Origin of the sequence: Oleiharenicola lentus (genome assembly GCF_004118375.1) — a bacterium.
In the GTDB taxonomy this organism is placed as follows: Bacteria; Verrucomicrobiota; Verrucomicrobiia; order Opitutales; family Opitutaceae; genus Lacunisphaera; species Lacunisphaera lenta.
The window spans coordinates 1,241,320-1,259,136 of record NZ_SDHX01000002.1 but is presented as its reverse complement, the minus strand read 5'-3'; the positions used below and the strand labels follow the sequence as shown (position 1 = coordinate 1,259,136).

The following is a 17,817-nucleotide window of genomic DNA, read 5'->3' as shown; positions in this document are numbered from 1 at the left end:
TTCACTTCAGCATCTCGGCCAACAGTGGCTGCATCGCGTCGGCCCAGAGTTGATAGCCGGCCGGGCTCAGATGCAGCTGGTCGGGCATGATGGTCCAGGGGATGCGGCCGTCCTTGCCCAGGAACTGGGCGCCGATGTTGAGGAAGCGCACGTTCACGCCGTCATCGAGTTTGGCCAGCAGCGCGTTGGCCCGTTCGATGGCGGCCATGCGTTTGCCGGCGTCGCTGACGGCCGCCTCGGTGATGAGGCCGGTGGGGGTCCGTCGCGCATCTCGGGGAAAAATCGCGAGGAGCAGCACCTTGACGCCGGGGATCTTCGCGCGGATCAGCTCGACGATCTTGGTGTCAGCGGCCGCGATCTGGTCGCCAGTGTGCTGGCCGGCGTTGTTGGTGCCGAGCATCAGCACCACGACCTTCGGGGTGATGCCGTCGAGTTCGCCGTTCTCGATCCGCCAGATGACGTGCTGGGTCTGGTCACCGCCGATGCCGAAGTTGGCCGGCTGGTGTTTGCCGTAGTAATGTTCCCAGATATGCGGCACGCCGCGCCAGCCCTGCGTGATGGAGTCGCCCAGGAAGAGCAGCCCGATGGGGCCTTCTTTGCTACGGGCGAGAAACTGTTCGTGCATTTCAAAGAAACGCGCGTTGCCGACCTTCGGGATCGCCGCGGAGGCGTCCACCACTTCCGGCACAGGCGGCGGAGCGGAAGCGGTCGGGGTGCTGGGGGCGGCGGGGGCAGCCGGGGCGGCGGGCGTTGCGGTCTGTGCCGTCGCCAGGGTGGCGAGCAGACCGAGGAGGAACAGGGGGGCGAGACGGGATTTTTTCAGGGGCATAAAAGCGGCGGTCGGTCCGACCGGGGCCCTATGCCTAGGCGAAGAGCCGCCGGCGTTGCGACCAGAAACCGTCCGCACTGTAGAGAAAGAGCCCCGCCCAGATCACGGCGAAGGCCTGGAGCCGTGGGCCATCAAACGGTTCGTGATAGAGGAAAACACCGAGCAGAAACTGCACGGTGGGCGCGAGGTATTGCAGCAGTCCCAAGGTCGTGAGGCGGATACGCTGGGCGCCGTGCGCGAAGAGCAGGAGCGGCACCGCCGTGACCACGCCCGCGCTCAGCACGAAGGCCTGCGTGCGGAGATCGACCCGGCCGAGCGCGCCCGCGCCGGTGTGGTGCCACCACAGCAGCAGGCCGGCGGCGACGGGAAAGAGCAAAAGCGTCTCCACGGTCAGTCCGGCAATCGGCCCGAGTGGAGACTTTTTCTTCAGCAGGCCGTAGGTGGTCCAGGTGAAGGCGATGGTCAGCGCCACCCAGGGAAAGTGCCCCACGCGCACGAGCAGCAGCAGCACCCCGGCGACGGCGAGACTGATGGCGGTCCATTGCAACGGCCGCAGCCGCTCATGGAAAACCAGCGAGCCGACCGCCACATTGCACAGGGGCACGAGGAAATAACCGAGACTGGACTCGATCACCTGTCCGGCATTCACCGCCCACACATAAACGCCCCAGTTGAGCGTCAGCATCACGCTGGCGAGGAAGTTCAGCCCGACCGCCCGCACCCCGTTCAGGCCGGGCCGCAGCGAGGAAAAACTCCGCTGCCACGCGAGCACCCCGAGGAGAAAGACCAGCGACCACACGATGCGGTGGGCGATGAGTTCGACCGGTGAGACCGCCGTCATCTGCTTCCAATAGACGGGCACGGTCCCCCAAATCAGGAAGGCCCCGGCGGCGGCGAGGCCCCCGCGGGCGGAAGCGGGAGAAGGAGGTGTGGACGCGGACAAGCCGCCAAGGTGCGGTGGCCGGGGCGCGCCGTCAAACCGGCCCCGGGTGTGCGCAGTGAAATGACTCCCGCTGTGCGGCCGGGGAACCCACTTGGGAGAGGCGGGCCGTGGTCACACCACCACGGCCCGCCTGCGCTGACAGCTCACCGCGACGATTGGGTCACGACGAGAATCCTGTCCCCGGCCGGCTTGGCGGGTGAAGTGCGCAGCGCCACCACGGCCTCCCGGTCGGCCAGATGAAGAGAGCTGACGCCAGTGGCGTTGAACCGGACCACCAGGGTGGCAGCCGGGCCGGCAAGACCTTCCGCCGAGCGGGTGGAGTAGCCGCGGTAGAGCCAGGTTCCATCCGGCAGCGTGGCGCTCGGATTGCCGAGCCGCAGCGCCACCATCAGCCGGGAGACGCCACGGGTGACTTTGTCGTCGTTGGCGTGAACGCGGGCCGGCACGGAGGACACAGGAATTTCAGCGGCAGGGAGAACGAGGGTGGAACAAAGCGCGAGGAGCGCGAGGAGGCTGCGGCGGGTGATGGTTTTCATGGGAGGAGGGGTTGGTTGGGTGGAGTTGTCGTTCGGACACCGTGAAGCTGCGGTTGCTCGTCGCTGGTTTCGAACAACGGGGGGCCAACGGCTCGCCGACTCCGCCAGCAGCAACGTCCCGCCGGACCAACGGCTCGGCGTGTCCGTGAACAGCTCAGGAAACGCATGGACGCACCGCGGTCCGCCGCATACTCCTCGGGCATGAGCCGCGCCATCGCCCTCTGGATCATCCTGATTCAGGCATGCGTGTGGGTGCCAGCGGGGCGGGCGCAATCACCCGACCGGGACATTCGCCTCAAGCATGGAGACGATCCGCGGTGGGCCGCACCCGACTGGGATGACTCCGACTGGACGCCGATCAAATACACCGAGTATCCGGCCCGGGCGGGAATCTATTGGGTGAGAATACGGCTGGTGCGGCCGGATCATTCCACCGCTCCAGAATGGGTGGATCGTTACGAATACCTCTGGCCCTCGGGAACCAAGCAGGCCCCGATTGACGGCCTCTTCTTTTCCACGGTTTACAGCTTTGAGCTGTTTCTGGACGGCCAGCGCATAGCCACCGACGGGGTGGTGGGCCATGACCGGGCGAGTGAGGTGCCAGGCAAGCTGGACCATCTGGTCCGGCTGCCCGAGGGGGCGGCCCGGCGTCCGGTGCATGTGCTGGCCCTGCGGATGTCCACGTATCATTACAATTTCCCCGCCACGCAGATGAGCATCGGGTTCCAGCCGGTAAATTTCGCTCAACGCTTGCGCGAGGAGGCGCTTCAGCCGGTCTTTCCGCTGATCGGTGCGGTCGGCTCGCTGCTGATGACGGCGACCAGTCTCGTGCTGTTCTGGTTTATCGAACGGCGCAGGGCGCTCTGGTTGGTGAGCGTGGTGAGCCTGGTGCTGGCGGTCTTTTACGGCCTGATCGCCGTGCGCTGGGTTCTGCCCTACACCTACGACTGGCATTATCCGCGTTTGCTGGCCATCACCTGGGTGCTGACCTGCGCCAGCGTGTTGCTGATCTGGCTGCTCCTCGAGCAGTTTGCCGTGCCGCGCAAGCTTCTCTGGCTGGCGCTGTCGGCACCGTTGCTTGTCCTGGCCTGGCAGGCCTCGCCCATCTACGAACTGAAGGTGCTCTGGATCTGCCGCGCCATGCTCGTGGTTTTGCTGGCGGTCACCGGCTGGGCCTGTTGGCAGCATCGACCCGGCGCCTGGCTGGCACTTGCGGGTGTGGCCGTTGGGTTGCTCGTGGTGCAGACCGACCGGCGGGTGTTCCTTGACCCGACCTTCTTCCTGATGATCGAAGGCATTGTGCTGCTCGTTTTCGCCGCGCTCGGCGCGCAGGTGCAGGCCGAGCGCACGCGGGCCCGCGAGGCCCAGCTCACGACGGCGCGCCTGGAGACCGAGCTGCTCAAGAAAAATCTCCAGCCGCATTTTTTGCTGAACACGCTCACCGCGGTTGCCGAGGTCATTGAGCAGGACCCGCAGGGCGCGGTGGGTTTCATCGAGGACCTGGGTGCGGAATTCCGTTTGCTGGCGCAAATGTCCGGCGAGCGGCTGGTCCCGCTTGAGCGGGAACTTGAACTCTGCCGCCTGCACTTGAAGGTGATAGGCCGACGAACCGGCCGCGAAATCGGGTTGGTGACGGAGGACGTGAACGGGAGTTTGCCCGTGCCCCCCGCCCTGTTCCTGACCTTGATTGAAAACGGCCTCGTGCATCAGAGATGGGCGGCAGGATCTGCTTTCCGGCTTCGCTCGCGGCCGGAAGAAAAAGGGGTGAGCCATGTGTTTTTCTCGCCGGGAACCGCACGGGACGAGAACACCCGGCGCGGGGGCGGCACGGGGTTGCGCTATGTGAAGGCCCGGCTGGAGGAGAGTTTTCCGGGTCGGTGGACCTTCACCCACGGGGCCGTGGCCGGCGGTTGGGAGACCATCATCAGCTGGCAGACGGACCCGGTTTCTGGAGGCGTGCCATGAAGCTCGTGCTGATCGAAGATGAACCGCTGGTCGCGCAACGCCTGGAGCGCTTTTGTCGGGAGGTGCTTGGTGCCGGGCTGGAGCGACTGCATCGCGCCTCGTCCTTCGATGAAGCTGCTGCCTGGCTGGCTGAAAACACGGTGGACGTGGTGCTGCTGGACCTGAACCTTGAGGGACAGGATGGCATGGAGCTGCTCAAGCGCAGCGTCGCGTCCTCGTTCCACACGGTGATCGTCTCAGCCAACACCGACCGGGCGCTGGAGGCGTTCCAGTATGGCGTGCTGGATTTCGTGCCCAAGCCTTTCACCCGGGAGCGACTGGCGCAGGCGCTGTCCCGTGTGCGCGGCCCGGTGACTCGGGCCGGCCAGGCGGCGCGCAACCTCGCGGTGAAGAAGGCCGGCCGCATCGAGCTCGTGCCGGTGGACGACGTGCTCTACGTGCAGGGAGCGGGCAACTACTCGGAGCTGGTCCTGGCCGACGGCCGGAGGGAATTGCACGACAAAACGCTGGAGAGGCTGGAGGCGCTGCTGCCGGAAGACTTCGAGCGCACCCACAAGAGCTATCTCGTGCGGCTCAGCGCGATCAAGGCGCTCCACGCCAGCGAAGGCAGCCACTACGAATTGGAACTGAAGAACGGCACCTGCCTCCCGGTGGGGCGCACGCGCTACAAGGAACTGCGCGAGCGGCTGCTCTGAACGGTCACTTCGCCGCAGGCGGCGCCAGCTTGGCGGACTGCCAGGCGAGGAAGCGCCACTTCCCGCTCTCGTTGCGCCAGACGGCGAGCACGCTCAGGTCGCTGGCGAGGGCACCGGAAGCGCTTTTCGCCTTGATGGTCATCCTGGCGGTCATGAGCACGATGGCGGGGGAGGCGACGTGGAAGTCGCGCTGCTGATAGTCGTAGATCTCGTAGACGGTTTTGCCCGACACGAGCGCGCCGACGTAGGCGGCCTTGCGGTCGAGTTTGCCGTTGGAGTGGGTGTAGAGGAGATCGTCGGAGAATATCGCGTCGAGGCGGGCGGCGTCGGCGGCCTTGATGGCGGCGACGCGTTCGTCGTCCGCCGCGCGCACGGCGGCGAGGATGGCGCTGTCGTCGGCACGCGCCAGGAGGGCGGCCGTGAGGACAAACAGCCAGGCGAGGCAACGGGGCAGGGTGGGGCGGATCATGGGGAAGGGGCGCAGGACCTTTTCACCGGCTGAGGCCGGCCGTTGTCGTCGATGGCGACATAGGTGAAGGTGCCCTGCGTGACGCGAACGTGTTCGCCGCCTTTGTGGCGCTGGGCCCAGGCCTCGATGGCGATGCGCATGGAGGTGCGCCCGACCTTCAGCAGCGAAGCGTGGCAGCTCACGATGTCGCCGACATAGACGGGCTGGTGGAACTCCATCGCGTCGATGGCGACAGTCGTGATGCGGCTCTTGGCAACGTTGCGGGCGAGGATGGCGCCGCCGAGGTCCATCTGGGAGACCATCCAGCCGCCGAACATGTCGCCGTTGGAGTTGGTGTTGGCCGGCATCGCGATCGTGCGGATCACGAGTTCGCCTTGGGGAGCGGGCGGGGTGTCGGACATACCGGGAGCCAATCACGCCCGGGCGGCGCGCGCAAGTTTCGCGAGTTGCTTGCGTAGCAGGCGGGCGCGGGCGCGCAGGGCGGGGGTTTCGCCGTGCGCTACACATTCCTCGACGAGCTGTGCCGCGGCGACCCTTTCGGTTGCGAATCCGGGGGCGAGGCTGAGCTGCACGATGCAGTCGAGGGCGACGGCCTTCACGATGCTGCTGCGGTCTTCCATCCAGCCGCGGGCCAGGGCCAGAGCGCGCCGGCGCTCGGCGGCGGTCAGGTTGGTGAGGCGCGGCAGCATTTCACAGAGGTGGGAGCGCACGATCCAGTGGTCGAGCCGAGCCACGCGAGTGAGCAGTTCGCGCTTGTAGGGCAGGAGCAGGTCGGGGCGTTGCGCGGAGACGGTCTTGAGCGCACCGGAGGCCCGGTTGCGGAGGTTTACGTTGTCGTCGGCCAGTCCGTCGAAAAGCTCGTCCACCCGCTCCGGCTGCGCCAGCACCAGAGCCGCGGCGGCAGCCACGCGAGGTGCATCGTAGCGCAGACCTTCGGCAAGCAGGTCGAGGGGCGTGGGCATGGCGGGAAAATGGGGCTGCCCGTGGCCGATGTCCACCACCCGGGCAGACTTTGGCATTGTTTCGGATGCGCCAAACGCGGTATGACACGCCCCATGTCCGTCACTTCCCACGCCGTGTTCCGGCGTCTGTTCAACGAAATCGGCACGGTCGATCAGGTCGGCATCGAGGAACGCGTGGCCAAATACACCACGCGCAGCATCAAGAAGGCCGCCAAGGTGCAGGGCCTCAAGCTGGCGGCCTCGATGGTCGATCTCACCACGCTCGAGGGCAAGGACACCCCCGGCAAGGTCGCCTCGCTCTGCCAGAAGGCGCTCGCGCCGCACGACGGGCTCGATTGCCCGCAGGTCGCCGCCGTCTGTGTCTATCCCTCGATGGTGAAGCACGCGCGCCGCGCGCTGGGCGAGGACACGGCCGTCCGCATCGCGTCGGTCGCGACCGCCTTTCCGTCCGGCCAGGCCCCGCTGCGCACCCGGCTCGCCGAGGTAAAGGCTGCGGTGGCCGATGGCGCTGACGAGATCGACATGGTCATCAATCGCGGAGCCTTCCTCGCGGGCGAGTTTCAGGAAATGCAGGACGAGATCGCCGCCGTCGGGCAGGCCTGCGGTGACGCCACGCTCAAGGTCATCCTCGAAGTGAGCGAGTTGGAGACCTACGACAACATCCGCGCCGCCTCCTTCCTTGCGATGCGCGTGATCCGTCCGAACGACTTTATCAAGACCAGCACCGGCAAGACCTCGTTCAACGCCACGCTCGGCAACAACCAGGTGATGATCGAGGCCATCCGCGACTTCTACCTCGAGACCGGCACACCCATCGCGATGAAACCCGCCGGCGGCATCCGCACCGCGAAGCAGGCGCTGCAGTTCCTCATCGCCGTCAAGGAGACGCTCGGCGACGCGTGGCTCAACAACACCCGCTACCGCTTCGGCGCCTCCTCGCTGCTGAACGACCTCCTCCGCCAGCTTGAGAAGGAAAAGACCGGCGCCTACCAGGCCCCGTATTACTTCAGCGAAGCCGCGGAATCCTATTAAACCCACACCACCCGTCATCCTGAGCGCAGCGAAGGATCCAGTCACCCAACCGCCGCCACACACTGGATTCTTCACTTCGCTGAGAATGACACGCTTCTAAAATGGCCACTTTGTCCCTCCCCAAGAAACGCCCCGCCTCCCGCTCCGCCGGTCGCCCGCTGCCCGAACTCATCTTTGGCGACCTTTGGGAATACGATCCCGCGCCCGAGACCGCCGACCCGAAGCTCAAGCCGCGCTACGACCTGTTCATTGGCGGCAAGTTCGTCGCGCCCGCTTCGGGCAAATACTTCGACTCCATCAACCCGGCCAACGAGACCAAGCTCGCCGAGATCGCGCAGGCCAACGCCGCCGATGTGGATGCCGCCTACGCCGCGGCGCAGAAGGCCTTCACCACGACCTGGGGCAAGCTGCCCGGCCGCGAGCGTGCCAAATACATCTACCGTCTCGCCCGCCTGCTCCAGGATCGCGCGCGCGAGTTCGCCGTCGCCGAAACGATGGACGGCGGCAAGCCGATCAAGGAGTCGCGCGACTTCGACGTGCCGATGGCCGCCGCGCATTTCTTCTACCACGCCGGCTGGGCCGACAAGCTCGACTACGTCGCGCCCGGCCGGAAAGTCGCGCCGCTCGGCGTCGTCGGCCAGGTCATCCCGTGGAACTTCCCGCTGCTGATGATGGCGTGGAAACTCGCGCCCGCGCTGGCGATGGGCAACACGATCGTCATCAAGCCGGCCGAAACGACCAGTGTCACGGCGCTCAAGTTTGCCGAGATCATCCAGGACGCCGGCCTGCCGCCCGGCACGGTCAACATCGTCACCGGCTTCGGCGACACCGGTGCCGCGGTCATGAACCATCCGGCGGCGGTGAAGGTCGCGTTCACCGGTTCGACCGAGGTCGGCAAGATCATCATGCGTTCGCTCGCCGGCACGGACAAGAAGATGACCATGGAGCTCGGCGGCAAGGCGGCGAACATCGTGTTCGACGACGCGCCGCTCGACCAGGCCGTCGAGGGCATCGTCAACGGCATCTTCTTCAACCAGGGCCACGTCTGCTGCGCCGGCTCTCGCCTGCTCGTGCACGAGCCCGTGGCCGCCGCCGTGCTCGCGAAGCTCAAGACCCGCATTCGCACGCTGCGCGTCGGTGACCCGCTCGACAAGAACACCGACATCGGTGCCATCAACTCGCGGGAACAGCTCACCCGCATCGAGAAGCTCGTCGCCGCCGGCGTGAAAGAGGGGGCGGATATGTTCCAGCCCGCCTGCAAGCTGCCGACGAAAGGTTACTACTTCCGGCCGACGGTGTTCTCCGGCGTCAGCATGAGCCATCGCATCGCGCGGGAGGAGATTTTCGGACCCGTGCTCAGCGTGCTCACGTTCCGCACGCTCGACGAGGCCGTGGAGAAGGCCAACAACACCGCCTACGGCCTGAGCGCCGGCGTGTGGACCGACAAAGGCTCGCGCATCCTCAAGATGAGCACGGAACTCAAGGCCGGCGTCGTCTGGGCCAACACCTACAACAAGTTCGACCCCACGTCGCCCTTCGGCGGCTACAAGGAGTCCGGCTTCGGCCGCGAGGGCGGCCGCCAAGGCCTGCTCGACTACTGCAAGCTGGTCTGAGGCCGATGCCCCGTGACTTCGTTGCTCCCACCGAATGCCCCGTTTGCGGCGCAGCCGTGCCGCGGAACGCGCGGGCCTGCCCCGGTTGCGGGGCGGACGAGCGTTCGGGCTGGAATGAGGAAGCGACGCGTTACGACGGGCTCAACCTGCCGGACTCGGCGTTCGAAGACGAGCCACCCGCACAATCGCGCCGCGCGCCGGGTTGGCTCTGGCCGCTGGTCGGCTTCGTCACCCTCGCGGCGATAATCGCCGCCTTCATCTTCCGCTGATTTCATGGACGACAAGAAACTCATCACCGCGCCGCTCAAGACGGACAAGATGCCCCCGGGCATTCCCTACATCGTGGGCAACGAGGCGGCGGAGCGCTTCAGCTTCTACGGCATGCGCGCGATCCTCGTCGTGTTCATGACGCAGTATCTCATGAACTCCTCCGGCCAGCTCGACGTGATGTCGGAGCGTGAGGCGGCGGAGAACTATCACCTGTTTCTCTCGTTGAATTACTTCCTTCCCGTGTTCGGCGCGATCCTCGCCGACGCCTTCTGGGGCAAATACCGCACGATCTTCTGGCTCTCGCTCGTGTATTGCGGCGGACATCTTGCGTTGGCCATCGACGATACGCGCCTCGGTCTGGGCATCGGCCTGACCCTCATCGCCATCGGTTCGGGCGGCATCAAGCCCTGCGTCTCGGCCAATGTCGGCGACCAGTTTGGTGCGAGCAACCAGCACCAGCTTTCGAAGGCCTTCAGCTGGTTCTATTTTGCGATCAACGCCGGCTCGATGATCTCGATTCCGCTCACACCGGTCCTGCTCAAATACGCCGGTCCGGGCTGGGCCTTCGGCGTGCCCGGCATCCTGATGGGCATCGCCGCGGTCATCTTCTGGATGGGACGCTACAAGTTCGTGCACATCCCGCCGCCGGGGCGCTCGTTCTTCCGCGACAACTTCAACCGCGAGGGCCTCACGATCATCGGCCGCATCGCCGTCATCTACGTGTTCGTGGCGATCTTCTGGTCGTTGTGGGATCAGAGCGGCGGCGAGTGGGTGCTGCAGGCGGAGAAGATGGACCGGCAGGTTTCGCTCTTCGGCTGGAACTTTGAGATCCTCTCCTCGCAGATCCAGACGCTCAACAGCGTCTTCATCCTCGTGGGCATCGTGTTCTGTCCCTACGTGCTGTATCCGTTCATCAACCGGTTCTACCGGCTGAACGAATTGCGCAAGATGGGCATCGGCCTGGTCGTGACCGCCGCATCGTTCCTGATCAGCGCCTGGATCGAATCGCGCATCACCGCCGGGTTGAAACCCAGCATCGCCTGGCAGGTGCCGGCCTATGCCCTGCTTTCGCTCGGCGAAGTCATGGTGTCGGTCACCTCGCTCGAGTTCGCGTACACCCAGGCGCCGAAGCGCATGAAGTCCATCATCATGGTGCTCTACCTGTGGGCGATCTCCGCGGGCAACCTGATCACCGCGCTCGTGCACAAGTTCATCGCCAACGAGGACGGCAGCTCGAAACTCCCGGGCGCGACCTTCTACGTGTTCTTCTCGGCGCTGTGCTTTGTCACCGCGATCGTTTACGCCTTCGTGGCCAAGTTCTATAAGGAGAAAACTTTCCTGCAGGACGAAGCTCCCGCCAACCCCTGATCCTTTTCGCCATGGCTACCCGACTCCCCATCACCAAAACACCCAAGGTCTATGTCGGCGGCGCCTTCATCCGCTCCGAGAGCGCGCGCACCTTCCCGCTCAAGGACGCCACGGGCGCCTTCTTCGCCAACATCCCGCAGTGCACCCGCAAGGACCTGCGCAACGCCGTCGAGGCCGCCGCCAAGGCCGGCCCCGGTTGGGCGAAGCGCACGCCCTACAACCGCGGCCAGATCATCTACCGCCTCGCCGAGATGATCGAAGCGCGCAAGGCCGACATGGCCGACGCCCTGATGCTGGGCGGCGCGACCAAGGCTGCGGCCGCGAAGGAAATCACCGCCACCATCGACCGCCTCATCTACTACGCCGGCTGGGCCGACAAATACGAACAGGTGCTGGGCAACGTGAATCCCGTGGCCTCGCCGCACTTCAATTTCACCGTCACCGAGCCGATGGGCATCATCGGCGTGCTCGCCCCCGACGAGGCGCCGTTGCTGGCCCTGGTCTCGCTCATCGCGCCGGTCATCACCAGCGGCAACACGGTCGTGGCGCTCGCCTCGTCCACGCAGCCGTATCCGGCCATCGTGCTCGGCGAGATGCTCGCCACGAGCGACCTGCCCGGCGGCGTGGTCAACCTGCTCACCGGCTTCCGCAAGGAGATCGTGCCCACGATGGCCACTCACACGCACCTGCGCGCCATCGTCGGCGTGGCCAGCGCCGACGAACGCAAGACCCTCAAGCTCGGCGCCGCCGAAAGCGTGAAGCGCGTGAAACTGCACAAGGCTGAGGAGCCCGTGGACTGGTTCTCCGAGAAAACCCAGGGCCTCTACGACCTCCGCGACACCCTCGAATTCAAAACCACCTGGCACCCGGTGGGGGCGTGAGTATGAGCGACCAGTCACCCGAAAGTAAAAACCGGCAGATGCTGCTAGTCTGGTGGATCGTCTGGGCGGCGGTCCTCGTCGGCCTGTTGGTGATCTATTTCGCTCTCGGGCGTGGGCCGATCAAGCCCACGCCGGACAAGGACGTGCTCAAGCATCTCATCGGGCTCGTGCCGCTTTTCGTCAGCATTGTTATCCGCTGGCTGGTGCTGCCGCGGTTCGACAGCCTGCCGCGGGCGTTTCCGCTCTACATCGTCGGCCTCGCGCTGGCGGAAAGTTGTGGCATTCTCGGCCTTTTCCTCGGCGGACCGTTCCGCGACGATCTCTTTGTGCTCGGCGTGCTGGGGGTGACCCAGTTCGTGCCGATCTTTGCCCGGCAACTGATCAAGCCGAAGGCGCAGGGCTTCATTCCGAACAACTGAGGTTTCTTTCTTGGAAACGTCATCCTGAGCGGAGCGAAGGATCCAAGGGAATGAGGCGAGCTAACAGCGCCTGCTTTGGCTCGGCTGTATCACGGATTGACGGAGGTGACTCCACACCCCGCCCGCGGGCACCCCTCTCAAGAGGGGATCTGGTGGAACGGGCGTAACAATGGCAGCGCGGGCCTGCTGGAGGAGTCTGAAGCGAGATTTTAGGCGCTCAACTTCCCGGTCTCGGCGAGACGCTCGATGAAGATCCAGCAGCGCTTGGTCTGCGTTTCGACGGTCTTGGCGTCGGTGATGTAGCGGATGATCTGCCGGCGGATGGCGACGCTGTGCGCCAGCCAGCGAACACGGAGCTGCGGGCGGTTCTGAAAGGCGCGGGTGAGTTCGGCGGGCAGCTCAGGCTCGCGCGAGGCCGTGTCGGGTTCGAGCGTGAAGCGGATGGTGTCGCCTGCGTCCACGTCGGCACCGCGCAGGAGCTCGGTCTTGAAGGCCAGCTTGTAGTGGCCGCGTTTGCCGGGCAGGAGCGTCACGCGGTCGAGGTCGTCGTTGAAGCGCAGCACCGCATTGAGGCCGAGCCCGCCGCCCCTGATGTCGGCGCGGGGCAGGTTGAGCGCGTCCACGCTGCGTTTCGGCAGGTCCACCCAGCGCACCAGGGCCACCTTGTAGAGCTTCGCGCGGAATTCACGCATGGTCGCGGCGCCGCAGGAAGCGGGCAATCTCGCGCGCCGTGGGCATCCCGCTGGCGGTGCCGTGGCGCGTGACGGCGAGCGCGGCGACGGCGTTGGCGAAGTGCGCGGCCTCGAAGACGTTCTTGTTGAACTTCACGAGCCCGGCCGCGAAACCGCCGACGAAGGCATCTCCCGCGCCGGTCGTGTCCACGGCGTCCACGCCGTGGGCATTCACGCGCGCATAGACGTCGGGTTGCGAAACAAAGCAGCCGCGGGCGCCGAGTGTGACGATGACGATGGGCACGTTGAAGGTCCGGCAGAGCGCGTGCAGGCGATCGGGGGCGAGGCGGAGGAGGGCCTCGGTGGTGAAGTTCTTCAGGCCGCTGCGGGGCGAGCGGTTCACGAGCGCGACGAACTCGGCCTCGTTGGGGATGAGCACCTCGACGTGGCGCAGGATGGCGAGATCCACTTTCGCGTGCATGGGTGCGGGGTTGAAGATCGTGACCGCGCCCTGGCGCCGTGCGGTGCGCAGCACGTGCGCGGCGGTCTTCATGTCGCTCTCGGCCTGGCAGACGACGACTTCCGCGCCGGTCAACGGGCGGATCGGGACGTCGCGGATGTGGAGGGCGAGGTTGGCGCCGAGCGCCACCAGGATCTGGTTCTGGCCCGCGGCGTTGATCGCGATGGAAGCGACGCCGGTGGGCTCTTTTTTCTTCACCACGAATTCCGCGCGGACCCCGTGCTGCCGGGCAAAGTCCCGGGCGCCCGCGCCGGCCGCGTCGTGGCCGATGGCGCCGATGAACAGGGTGGGCACGCCTGCCTGGGTCGCGGCAACCGCCTGGTTGAAGCCCTTGCCGCCGGCGCCGGGCCGCAAGTCGGCCGGCAGGGTCTCGCCGGGCCGGGCAAATTCCGCGACGTAGAAGGAGAGGTCTTGGACGTAGCTGCCGACGATGACGACGCGTGCCTTCATGCTGGGATTTTCGACGTGGAGACAGCAGCGTGCGCGGCGCGGTGCGGCGGGTAAAGTGTTTCCTTGGCACCCCTGCATTTTTAACAGCCGGGGAACGTCCGCCCGTCGGCCCTCCGGAACCGTTCGTCCTAACCGCCGTGCCCCGGCCGGCCGGGCAAAGACACGCTGGGGCCATGTCATCAGCGGTTACCACGGCGCCGGCTTCCTCGTTGTCCCGACGGGACGGACTTGCCGCGGGCCGGGGGGCCGTGGTTCGCTGCGCAGCGATGACCGTCGATCCCGAGGCCAAGCTGGAACGCGCCAAGCACCGGCTCTATGTGCTGGGCCAGGTGACCGGCTGGGGGAGCCTGCTCGGCATGCAGCTGCTGATGCAGGATGCCGTGGATTCTGCCAGCCGGACCTCCCTGCACGACCAGGCGGTTCTGAGCATGATCATCCTGCAGGGGCTGCTGTTGACGCACTACGCCCGGCCGTTGATCCGGCGGTGGGGCTGGTTGCAGCACGGCTGGGCGGCACTCTTGCCGCGCGTCCTGGGGCTGGCTTTCGTCATGTCGCTGGTTTGGACGGTGGTCGGATTCGGTTACATTTACGGGGTGCTGGGCGAACCGTGGCACTCGGACCGGTTCACCATCACGCTCGGCATGATCGCCTCGACGTTCAACGGCACCCTGCTGTTTTGCGGCTGGTTCAGCCTCTATTTCATCTACCACACGTTCGAGCGGCTCCGCCGCCTGCAGTTGGAGCAGCTGCGCCTGGCGGCCAGTGCCAAGGAGGCCGAGTTGCGCGCGCTGAAGTCGCAGGTCAACCCGCACTTCCTGTTCAACTCCCTCAACAGCCTGCGGGCGCTCATCGACGAGGACGCCCCGCGGGCCCGGGAGTCGGTCACCCGCCTCGCCAACATGCTCCGCTACTCGCTCCAGTCCGGCCAGCAGGAGACCGTGCCGTTGGAGGAGGAGATCCGTATCGTCGAGGACTACCTCGCCCTTGAGATGATCCGGCACGAGGACCGCCTGCGGGTGAAGTGGGCGCTGGACGACGAGGCGCGGGTGATGTCGGTGCCGCCCATGTTGCTGCAGACCCTGGTGGAGAACGCCGTCAAATACGGCATATCCACCCGGCGCGAAGGCGGGGAAGTCACGATCGCCGCGGCCTTGGAAGGCGACGACCTGCACATTCGCGTGATCAATCCGGGTGATCTTTCCAGCCCGCCCAGCCCGGCCGCGGCCAAGGCCGGATCCTCGACCGGGGTTGGCCTGCGCAACGCTTCCGAACGGCTCCAGCTCCTGTTTGGCGACCGGGCCAAGCTCAGCCTGGCCGCCGAACCGGCGGGTTGCGTGACCGCCCACGTGCTCATTCCCTCCCTCAAGAACTCCTTCCGGTCCGTCCGATGAAAGCCCTCCTGATCGACGACGAGCGCCTCGCGCGCAACGAGCTCCGCCGCCTGCTGGCGGCGCATCCCGACATCGAGATCGTGGGCGAGGCCGTGGATGTGGACGATGCCGCGCAGAAGGTGGCCGAACTCAAGCCCGGCCTGCTGTTCCTCGATGTGCAGATGCCCGGGGCGGACGGCTTCAGCCTGTTGGAACGGCTTGAGCCGCCGCTGCCGGCCGTGATCTTCACGACCGCCTACGACGAGTTTGCCGTGAAGGCCTTTGAGTTCAACGCGCTGGACTACCTGCTCAAGCCCGTGGATCCCAACCGGCTGATCGCCGCGCTGGAGCGGCTGCGGGCCCGCGAAGCCGCCCCCGCCGGCTCGGCCTCACCGTTGTCCGTCTCGCGGCTCACGTTGGAGGACAAGGTCTTCGTGCGCGAGGGCGACCGCTGCTGGTTCGTGCCGGTTAAGAGCATCCGCCTGCTCGAATCCGAGGGCAACTACACGCGCCTGCACTTCGACGACAACAAGCCCCAGCTCTTCCGCTCGCTCACCGCGATGGAGGAGCGGCTCGACCCGCGAAACTTTTTCCGCGCAAACCGCAAGCAGGTCATCAACCTCACCTGGGTCGAGGGCATCGAGCCGTGGTTCAGCGGCGGCCTGCTGGTGAAGCTCAAGGGCGGACTCAAGGTCGAGCTCTCCCGCCGCCAGGCCCAGGATTTCCGCGAACGCATGAGCCTATGAGCAACCCATAGGCTCCTATAAGACCTTTAGGACCCATAGGACCTATAAAAAGCAGCCCTTCTCGCACACAACTCACCCACTTCATGATCGAAGCCCGCCAACTCACCAAGACCTTCAAGGACAAGAAGCGCGGCCTGATCACGGCCGTGGGCGACGTGTCCTTCACCTGCCAACCCGGCCGGATCTACGGCCTGCTCGGCGCCAACGGCGCGGGCAAGACTACGACCCTGCGCATGCTGGCGACGTTGCTGAAGCCCACCAGCGGCGCCTGCACGGTGGCCGGCCACGACACCGCCACTGCGCCCGAGAAGGTTCGCGCCAACGTCGGATTTCTCGCGGCCAGCACGGCGCTCTACGGCCGGCTCTCGGCCCGCGAGATGATCGCCTATTTCGGCCGCCTCAACGGCATGGATGAGCCGGCCATCGTCGCGCGCATCCGGGTGCTGGCCGACGAGCTCGGCATGCATGATTTCCTCGACCGGCGCTGCGACAAGTTTTCCACCGGCATGAAGCAGAAGACCTCGATCGCCCGCACGCTCATCCATGACCCGGCGGTGATGATCTTCGACGAACCCACGCTGGGGCTCGATGTCATGACGGCGCGTGCGATCGTGAAGTTCGTGCGCCAGTGCCGCGATCGCGGCAAGACGGTCATCTACTCGACGCATGTGATGAGCGTGGTGGAGAAGCTTTGCGACACCATCGGCATCATCCATGGGGGAAAACTCGTGGCCGAAGGCACGCTGGCGGAGCTGCAGACGCGGTTCGGCGAGCGCGACATGGAGGAAATTTTCGTGCAGGCCGTCGGCGGCGAGGCGGCTCTGGCCGCCGCACTCAAGGACTGAGGACCCGATCATGAACTGGAACGCCATCGTCACCGTTTATCTCAAGGAGCTGAAGGATTCGCTGCGCGACCGCCGCACGCTCATTTCGATGATCGTCGTGCCCACGCTGCTCATGCCCATCATCATGTTTGGCGCGGGCCTGGTGATGTCGAAGGTTGTCCGCAAAGCCCAGGCCGAGGCCACGGCGCTGGTTATCGTGGGTGGCGCTGATTCGCCCGGCATCGTCGCCGCGCTCAAGGCGGATCCGAAGTTCCGGGTCGTCGAGGCGCGCGCCGACTACAAGCAGATGGTGTCGGAAAAGCAGATTCGTCTCGCCGTCGAGATTCCGCCGGGTTTCGAGGCGTCGCTGAAATCCGGTGAACCGCAGGCCGTCACGCTCTACCACTATCAGGGGGAGATGAAGTCCGGCATGGGTGTCGGCGAGGTGGACCGCTTTTTCCGCGACCTGCGCGAGAAGACTGTCGAGGCCCGTCTCGCGGAGCGAGGTCTCTCCAAGGACTTCGTGCATCCCTTCGAGATCAAGCGCGAGAACGTGGCCCCGCCCGCCAAGGTCGGCGGCAACATCATCGGTGGCATCGTGCCCTACATGATCATCATCCTCTGTTTCACGGGCGCGATGTATCCGGCCATCGACCTGACGGCTGGTGAAAAGGAACGCGGCACGATGGAGACGCTGCTCTGCAGCCCGGTGCACCGGGTGAACATCGTGCTCGGCAAGTTCCTCATGGTCATGACGGCATCGGTCGCGACCATGGCGCTCACGCTGGTCTCCACCTCGGCGAGCCTCCTGTTCGCGGGCAGTTTCTTCGCCGGACGAGGCATGGGCGGGGGAGGCGGCGGGGGTGGCGGTTTCATTCCCACCATAGACCCGGCCGGCATCCTGGGGGTTTTTGCGCTCATCGCCCCGGTGGCCGTGCTCTTCGCGGCGCTGCTGCTCACGATCTCGCTCTTCGCCAAGAGCTACAAGGAGGCACAGAGCTACGTCTCGCCGTTGATCATCGTCGTGCTCATGCCGGCGATGATGGGGATGATGCCCGGCATCGAACTCGGGCCGAAGACCGCATTGATCCCGATCCTCAACATCTGCCTGGCGTGCAAAGAAATGCTCTCCGGCGTCTGGAACTGGGGCTACTTGGCATTGATCTTCGGTTCCACCGCCGTGATCGCAGCCGTCGGCATCGGCCTGTGCGTGCGGATGTTCAACCGCGAGGACGTGATCTTCCGTGCCTGAGA

At 65.7% G+C, this 17,817-nt stretch carries 20 protein-coding genes; 12 read left to right on the top strand and 8 right to left on the bottom strand.

Annotated elements, in window-relative coordinates; translation table 11 throughout:
- Window position 1: 1 nt before the first annotated feature.
- The 3 genes from ESB00_RS18890 to ESB00_RS18880 form a co-directional block, all read right to left on the bottom strand.
- The gene (locus ESB00_RS18890; RefSeq protein ID WP_129049759.1) at window positions 2-829 is read right to left on the bottom strand and encodes a GDSL-type esterase/lipase family protein; all 828 of its coding nucleotides are present in this window, start codon (window positions 827-829) and stop codon (window positions 2-4) included.
- A gap of 34 nt (window positions 830-863) precedes the next feature.
- Window positions 864-1,772 carry an EamA family transporter RarD gene (rarD, locus tag ESB00_RS18885; RefSeq protein WP_129049757.1) on the bottom strand — a complete coding sequence of 303 codons (909 nt, stop codon included), beginning with the start codon at window positions 1,770-1,772 and terminating at the stop codon, window positions 864-866.
- A 143-nt stretch (window positions 1,773-1,915) separates the two neighbouring features.
- Window positions 1,916-2,308: a hypothetical protein gene (locus tag ESB00_RS18880; RefSeq protein ID WP_129049755.1), complete on the bottom strand. Its 393-nt coding sequence runs from the start codon at window positions 2,306-2,308 to the stop codon at window positions 1,916-1,918.
- Window positions 2,309-2,509: 201 nt separating this feature from the next.
- On the opposite strand from ESB00_RS18880, the gene ESB00_RS18875 reads away from it, so the two are divergent.
- Both ESB00_RS18875 and ESB00_RS18870 read left to right on the top strand, forming a co-directional pair.
- Window positions 2,510-4,273, top strand: coding sequence for a histidine kinase (locus ESB00_RS18875; protein WP_129049753.1), 1,764 nt, complete (start codon window positions 2,510-2,512; stop codon window positions 4,271-4,273).
- Window positions 4,270-4,968 carry a LytR/AlgR family response regulator transcription factor gene (locus tag ESB00_RS18870; protein ID WP_129049751.1) on the top strand — a complete coding sequence of 233 codons (699 nt, stop codon included), beginning with the start codon at window positions 4,270-4,272 and terminating at the stop codon, window positions 4,966-4,968. The genes ESB00_RS18875 and ESB00_RS18870 overlap by 4 nt, the downstream gene beginning before the upstream one ends.
- A gap of 4 nt (window positions 4,969-4,972) precedes the next feature.
- Here the strand turns inward: ESB00_RS18870 and ESB00_RS18865 are convergent, their stop codons facing one another.
- From ESB00_RS18865 to ESB00_RS18855, 3 genes are read right to left on the bottom strand one after another with little or no spacing between them, the layout of a single operon-like run.
- Entirely contained in the window at window positions 4,973-5,437 is a 465-nt protein-coding gene (locus ESB00_RS18865; RefSeq protein ID WP_129049748.1) for a nuclear transport factor 2 family protein, read from the bottom strand.
- A complete protein-coding gene (locus tag ESB00_RS18860) occupies window positions 5,434-5,838 on the bottom strand; it encodes an acyl-CoA thioesterase (RefSeq protein WP_129049746.1) in 405 nt (134 codons plus the stop codon). The genes ESB00_RS18865 and ESB00_RS18860 overlap by 4 nt, the downstream gene beginning before the upstream one ends.
- A gap of 12 nt (window positions 5,839-5,850) precedes the next feature.
- Window positions 5,851-6,399, bottom strand: coding sequence for a hypothetical protein (locus ESB00_RS18855; protein ID WP_129049744.1), 549 nt, complete (start codon window positions 6,397-6,399; stop codon window positions 5,851-5,853).
- Between the two features lie 93 nt (window positions 6,400-6,492).
- Here ESB00_RS18855 and deoC point away from each other — a divergent pair, with 93 nt between their 5' ends.
- The 6 genes from deoC (at window position 6,493) to ESB00_RS18825 (ending at window position 11,982) form a co-directional block, all read left to right on the top strand.
- Window positions 6,493-7,431: a deoxyribose-phosphate aldolase gene (gene deoC / locus ESB00_RS18850; RefSeq protein WP_218938791.1), complete on the top strand. Its 939-nt coding sequence runs from the start codon at window positions 6,493-6,495 to the stop codon at window positions 7,429-7,431.
- Window positions 7,432-7,532: 101 nt separating this feature from the next.
- Window positions 7,533-9,044, top strand: a complete 1,512-nt coding sequence (locus ESB00_RS18845; RefSeq protein WP_129049740.1) for an aldehyde dehydrogenase family protein — start codon at window positions 7,533-7,535, stop codon at window positions 9,042-9,044.
- 56 nt (window positions 9,045-9,100) lie between these two features.
- Window positions 9,101-9,313 carry a hypothetical protein gene (locus ESB00_RS18840; RefSeq protein ID WP_129049738.1) on the top strand — a complete coding sequence of 71 codons (213 nt, stop codon included), beginning with the start codon at window positions 9,101-9,103 and terminating at the stop codon, window positions 9,311-9,313.
- A gap of 4 nt (window positions 9,314-9,317) precedes the next feature.
- Window positions 9,318-10,682 (top strand): POT family MFS transporter, encoded by a 1,365-nt coding sequence (locus ESB00_RS18835; protein WP_129049736.1) that lies wholly within the window; start codon window positions 9,318-9,320, stop codon window positions 10,680-10,682.
- Window positions 10,683-10,693: 11 nt separating this feature from the next.
- Entirely contained in the window at window positions 10,694-11,563 is an 870-nt protein-coding gene (locus ESB00_RS18830; RefSeq protein WP_129049734.1) for an aldehyde dehydrogenase family protein, read from the top strand.
- A gap of 38 nt (window positions 11,564-11,601) precedes the next feature.
- Window positions 11,602-11,982, top strand: a complete 381-nt coding sequence (locus tag ESB00_RS18825) for a hypothetical protein (RefSeq protein ID WP_129049732.1) — start codon at window positions 11,602-11,604, stop codon at window positions 11,980-11,982.
- Between the two features lie 209 nt (window positions 11,983-12,191).
- Here the strand turns inward: ESB00_RS18825 and ESB00_RS18820 are convergent, their stop codons facing one another.
- Window positions 12,192-12,674 carry a YdeI/OmpD-associated family protein gene (locus ESB00_RS18820; protein WP_129049730.1) on the bottom strand — a complete coding sequence of 161 codons (483 nt, stop codon included), beginning with the start codon at window positions 12,672-12,674 and terminating at the stop codon, window positions 12,192-12,194.
- Window positions 12,667-13,623 carry a ribokinase gene (locus ESB00_RS18815; RefSeq protein WP_164976318.1) on the bottom strand — a complete coding sequence of 319 codons (957 nt, stop codon included), beginning with the start codon at window positions 13,621-13,623 and terminating at the stop codon, window positions 12,667-12,669. The genes ESB00_RS18820 and ESB00_RS18815 overlap by 8 nt, the downstream gene beginning before the upstream one ends.
- Before the next feature lie 266 nt (window positions 13,624-13,889).
- On the opposite strand from ESB00_RS18815, the gene ESB00_RS18810 reads away from it, so the two are divergent.
- The 4 genes from ESB00_RS18810 (at window position 13,890) to ESB00_RS18795 (ending at window position 17,815) form a co-directional block, all read left to right on the top strand.
- Window positions 13,890-15,014, top strand: coding sequence for a sensor histidine kinase (locus ESB00_RS18810; RefSeq protein ID WP_164976317.1), 1,125 nt, complete (start codon window positions 13,890-13,892; stop codon window positions 15,012-15,014).
- Window positions 15,011-15,739: a LytR/AlgR family response regulator transcription factor gene (locus ESB00_RS18805; protein ID WP_129049724.1), complete on the top strand. Its 729-nt coding sequence runs from the start codon at window positions 15,011-15,013 to the stop codon at window positions 15,737-15,739. The genes ESB00_RS18810 and ESB00_RS18805 overlap by 4 nt, the downstream gene beginning before the upstream one ends.
- An 83-nt stretch (window positions 15,740-15,822) precedes the next feature.
- The gene (locus ESB00_RS18800; RefSeq protein WP_129049723.1) at window positions 15,823-16,584 is read left to right on the top strand and encodes an ABC transporter ATP-binding protein; all 762 of its coding nucleotides are present in this window, start codon (window positions 15,823-15,825) and stop codon (window positions 16,582-16,584) included.
- 10 nt (window positions 16,585-16,594) lie between these two features.
- Window positions 16,595-17,815 carry an ABC transporter permease gene (locus ESB00_RS18795; protein ID WP_164976316.1) on the top strand — a complete coding sequence of 407 codons (1,221 nt, stop codon included), beginning with the start codon at window positions 16,595-16,597 and terminating at the stop codon, window positions 17,813-17,815.
- The last annotated feature ends 2 nt before the right edge of the window (window positions 17,816-17,817 follow it).